Source organism: Clostridium sp. NSJ-49 (genome assembly GCF_014287725.1).
Taxonomy (GTDB): domain Bacteria; phylum Bacillota; class Clostridia; order Clostridiales; family Clostridiaceae; genus Clostridium; species Clostridium disporicum_B.
Genome location: NZ_JACOOP010000095.1, coordinates 1 through 4,537, shown reverse-complemented (window position 1 = coordinate 4,537; position 4,537 = coordinate 1). Strand labels below are relative to the sequence as shown.

4 protein-coding genes, 2 tRNA genes and 3 rRNA genes are annotated in these 4,537 nt (G+C 28.7%); 8 read left to right on the top strand and 1 reads right to left on the bottom strand.

Annotated elements, in window-relative coordinates; genetic code table 11:
- The 6 genes from H8S10_RS17705 to H8S10_RS17680 form a co-directional block, all read left to right on the top strand.
- Positions 1–113 (top strand): 23S ribosomal RNA (locus tag H8S10_RS17705); the annotation flags it as partial.
- 121 nt (positions 114–234) lie between these two features.
- Positions 235–351 (top strand): 5S ribosomal RNA (gene rrf, locus H8S10_RS17700).
- 5 nt (positions 352–356) lie between these two features.
- Positions 357–432 (top strand) — tRNA-Lys (locus H8S10_RS17695).
- 32 nt (positions 433–464) lie between these two features.
- Positions 465–761 (top strand): hypothetical protein, encoded by a 297-nt coding sequence (locus H8S10_RS17690; RefSeq protein ID WP_347707689.1) that lies wholly within the window; start codon positions 465–467, stop codon positions 759–761.
- Positions 762–1,118: 357 nt separating this feature from the next.
- A 5S ribosomal RNA gene (rrf, locus tag H8S10_RS17685) occupies positions 1,119–1,235 on the top strand.
- A gap of 5 nt (positions 1,236–1,240) precedes the next feature.
- Positions 1,241–1,316, top strand: a tRNA-Lys gene (locus tag H8S10_RS17680).
- A gap of 80 nt (positions 1,317–1,396) precedes the next feature.
- Here H8S10_RS17680 and H8S10_RS17675 read toward each other — a convergent pair.
- Entirely contained in the window at positions 1,397–2,167 is a 771-nt protein-coding gene (locus tag H8S10_RS17675) for a signal peptidase II (RefSeq protein ID WP_186839732.1), read from the bottom strand.
- Positions 2,168–2,336: 169 nt separating this feature from the next.
- Between H8S10_RS17675 and H8S10_RS17670 the strand changes: the two genes are divergently transcribed.
- Together H8S10_RS17670 and H8S10_RS17665 are read left to right on the top strand one after the other, a co-directional pair.
- The gene (locus H8S10_RS17670; protein WP_055268500.1) at positions 2,337–3,140 is read left to right on the top strand and encodes a pyruvate, water dikinase regulatory protein; all 804 of its coding nucleotides are present in this window, start codon (positions 2,337–2,339) and stop codon (positions 3,138–3,140) included.
- A gap of 31 nt (positions 3,141–3,171) precedes the next feature.
- Complete coding sequence (locus H8S10_RS17665; protein WP_186839731.1) at positions 3,172–4,074, top strand: patatin-like phospholipase family protein; 903 nt, start codon at positions 3,172–3,174, stop codon at positions 4,072–4,074.
- Positions 4,075–4,537: the final 463 nt, after the last annotated feature.

Below are 4,537 nucleotides of genomic sequence, written 5' to 3'. Positions count from 1 at the left end.
CCCATAGCATAAGCTAGTAAGACCCCTTGAAGAACACAAGGTTGATAGGTCAGAGGTGTAAGTGCGGTAACGTATTTAGCTGACTGATACTAATAGGTCGAGGGCTTGACCAATAAAAAATATAAAATTCATGTGCAATTTTCAGAGAACAAGATTCTTTGAAAAGGAAACTCACTCAACAGAGTTGAGGAGTACAAGATTCTAACTAAATCGAAGATTTAGAGAATCATAGCATCTAGTGATGATGGCGTAGAGGAAACACTCCTTCCCATTCCGAACAGGAAAGTTAAGCTCTACAGCGCCAATGGTACTGCACGGGAGACTGTGTGGGAGAGTAGGACGTTGCTAGGTAATATGCGCTATTAGCTCAGTTGGTAGAGCACCTGACTCTTAATCAGGGTGTCCCGGGTTCGAATCCCTGATGGCGCACCAAGACCTAAACTTATTGTTTAGGTCTTTTTTGTATACTAAATAAATTTTATTGTAAATGTATAGAGGTAGATACAGTAGTAATAGCTGCTGGAGCTCCACCTAAACCAGCTCAAGCTAGAATTGATACATTACATATGTTAGCTAAATTAGTAGAATTAATTATTAATCCGATTATGGAAAGTGGCTTTTATGGACATTTTATAATTATTTCTAACCCTGTTTATATGATAGCTTATGATGTTTATAAGTTAATAGATTTAGATAGAAGTAGGATAATTAGAACTGGAACATCTGTTGATTTTGAAAGATTAAAAAATTTCAATGAATAATTATTAGATGTTGATCCAAAGTATGTTTAAGCTTATTCTATTAGAGAAGATGGAGATTCTCAAATGGGACCATCGTCTTATGTATATCTTGAAAGATATTTGAAGTGTATAGAAGAAAAAATAAAAAATATATTATAAAATAATTTAAAAAATTTATTTATATATAATAAAGAAAATAAAAACCTATAGAAATTAAACAATGAATTATAATTAAGAATGGCTTGTACACAAGGTTTGTGGCAGCTGAAATAAAAGAAAAAAAGTTTTAAAAAAAATATATCAAAAAAATGTTGACTTTTGTAGAAAAACTCTATATAATAAATTCTTGTCGAGGGACATATACAAAAGATAAATAAATCTGGTGATGATGGCATAGAGGAAACACTCCTTCCCATTCCGAACAGGAAAGTTAAGCTCTATAGCGCCAATGGTACTGCATGGGAGACTGTGTGGGAGAGTAGGACGTTGCCAGGTAAGATGGTTTACTAGCTCAGTCGGTAGAGCACTTGACTTTTAATCAAGGTGTCCGGGGTTCGATTCCCCGGTAAGCCACCAAAAAATCACTTCTAATTTAGAAGTGATTTTTTCATAAGTAAACTTGCTTAGCATTACATATAAAAAAAAGAAAAGGTTATTTATGCCTTTTCTTTTTTTATACTTCTTTTTATATCATTTTTGATAAACACTAAAAAGTTCTTTATAGCCTGCCAATCATCTTTTAATGAAGAATTACCATCATCTTTTAAAAAGTCACTTTTATATGTAGCCATTATAAAGAATAGTAATCCTAGATTGATATATATATCTTTTATATCTGCTATAAATAAGTCGCTAATTCCTATAAAGTCAAGACTACCACCGTAGAATACCTTATCTATTAAAGAACATAAAGCTCCTGCAAATATAAATACAAAACACATATCTCCCCAGAATGTATTCTTACCTGATTTAAATTTTATATATCTGTAGAATTCAAAGAAAATAAATAAAGCTATGAAATTAATTAGTATTAATAATGGAAAACTAATATTAAAATTAAATCTAGCATTCAACCAAGAACCATGAGTATTTATTATAGGATCAAATGATAGGAATCTTGGAATTATTTCATAATATGAATCGAAGAAGTTAAATTTAATTATTAGTTTACTACCTTGATCTATTAACATTAGAATAATAAAAATTATAAATAGCTTTTTGCTTTTAAAGCCATCAGAATATTTATTGCTTAGATGATAGATAATATATCCAACAAATGCGAATACAAAAACTAATGATAAGTTTAGGATAAGTGTATATAAATCTTTTACTCTTCCAGTTACAATCTCAAAAGCAAAGTATATAAGCCACATGATAGGAAGTATTCCTATAGTAAGAAGCTTATCTTTGTTATAAATATTTTTCATCTTTAGCCTCCTAAATTTAAGTTTATATTAATAATTTTAACATATATATATTAACAATTCATTATAATAGAAATTTATTATAAAATATTGGTATAATAAATAATATGTAAATATTTCTAAAATTTAGATTTTACAGAAGCGTAAAATTAGGTAAATGGAGGGTATTAAAATGTTGAAAATTTTCGCAGTATCAGATTCAATAGGAGAGATAGCAGATCAAGTAGCAGAAGCTGCAGCTAGTCAGTTTAATGACGAGGTTAAAATTAAGAGAGTACCATATGTAAAAACATTAGAAGATGTAGAAGAAGTAATCAAAGAAATTAAAGAGGAAGAAAATGCTATGATAGTATCAACTATCATTACTGTAAATGTTAGAGAATATTTAACACAAAAAGCTATTGAAAGCAATCTTACAGTAGTTAATGTATTAGGACCAATAATAAATGTAGCTTCATCTTTATTAAATCAACAACCACAGTATGATCCTGGAGCTATGTGGAAGACTGATGAAGCATACTTTAAGCGAATTGAAGCTATGGAATTTGCTATGCAATATGACGATAGTAAAGATTATAGAGGATTAAAAAATGCAGATGTGGTTTTAGTAGGACTTTCAAGAACTTCAAAGACACCACTTTGTATGTATTTAGCTAATAAGGGCATAAAGGCTATAAATATACCACTTGTTCCTGAAGTAGAGATTCCAAATGAACTATATGAAATAGATAAACATAAAGTATTTGGCTTAACAATTAATCCACTTCAATTGATAGAAATAAGAAAACGTAGATTAGATAAATTTCATAGAATACCATCAAATATAGAATATGCTGGTGATGCAAGAATATTAGAAGAGTTTGAATTTGCAGATAAGACTATGAGAAAGCTAGGGTGTAAAACTATTGACGTAACTCAGAGAGCAATAGAAGATACCGCACTAATCATTATTAAAGCATTAGGACATGGTAATTGATATTTATCAATCTAAATTATAGGAGGATAATATGAAAATAGGTTTAGTTTTAGCTGGAGGAGGGGCAAGAGGTGCATATCAAATTGGTGTTTGGAAAGCACTTATTGAGCTAGGTATAGATAAATATATTGAAGTTGTATCTGGAACGTCTATAGGAGCTGTTAATGCAATGCTTTTTCAGCAGAATGCATATGAAATGGCTGAGGAGTTTTGGTGTAATGTAAAGAAAGAGCAATTGTTACCTATAGATGAGAAAGAATTATTAGTTAAAGGTGTATTGTACGCAATAGGTGCTAAGAATATAAACTTTATAAGAAAATATATACCAAAGGCTCTAAAGGCGGGTACATTAACTAGAGAAGGTATGAATGAGTTTGTAGATAAAATGGATTTTGATGCTATTAAGAACTCTAAAATAAAAGGATATGCTACATGCACTAGATTACCAGATCTTAAAACTGAGTATTTTTATATTAATGATAATTCTGTAGAAGATATAAAAAAGATATTATGGGCAACATCTGCTGTTCCAATGATATATGATAGTCAAGAAATAAATAATGCTGAATATTTAGATGGAGGAGTAGGAGATAATGTGCCTATACAACCTGTGTATGGTGAAGGTTGTAATATTATTATAGTGGTACATTTAGCTAATGATAGTTTTATAGATAAATCGTTATATCCTAACACTAGTTTTATAGAGATTATACCTGAGGATATTGAGGGATATGATTTAAAAGAAATAATGGGATTTGATTCTAATGTAATAAAACAAAGAATGTTTAAAGGACATAAAGATGCTATAGATAAAATAAAGCCTATAATGGACATTACAAGATTAATAGATAAGAATGAATTGGAAAAGCAAAAAAATGAACAAAAATTTGTAAATAAATTGAACAAAATGTTTAACAAAATAAAAAACAATTAATTATAACTTAAAAGATGATTTTATATCTTATATATTATAAAGATATCAATATTATAAACTTTTAGTATAATAGGGTTATATATAGCTTACTTATATAATCCTATTATATATTAATATAGAAGTTAAAGATGAAATCAGTTTTATAATATTTTTAAATTAAATAGTGGGGTAAACTATTACAGTGAAATGTTAATATAAATATGCATATTTTAAGTTGACAAGGAATTTAGTTAATGATAATATAAACTTCGTTGCCAATGAACAGTAGCAATAATGCAACTGATGGTTATAAAATTGTTTTAAAAAATGATTGACATAACTTAATTATGGTGATAAGATAAATATCGTTGCTAACGAAACTAAGTTAAAAAACTTTGAAAAAAGTTATTGACATAAAGTTGAGTAAGTGATAAGATAAGAAAGTCGCTTGAAGCGATAACAAAATATGGTCTTTGAAAATTGA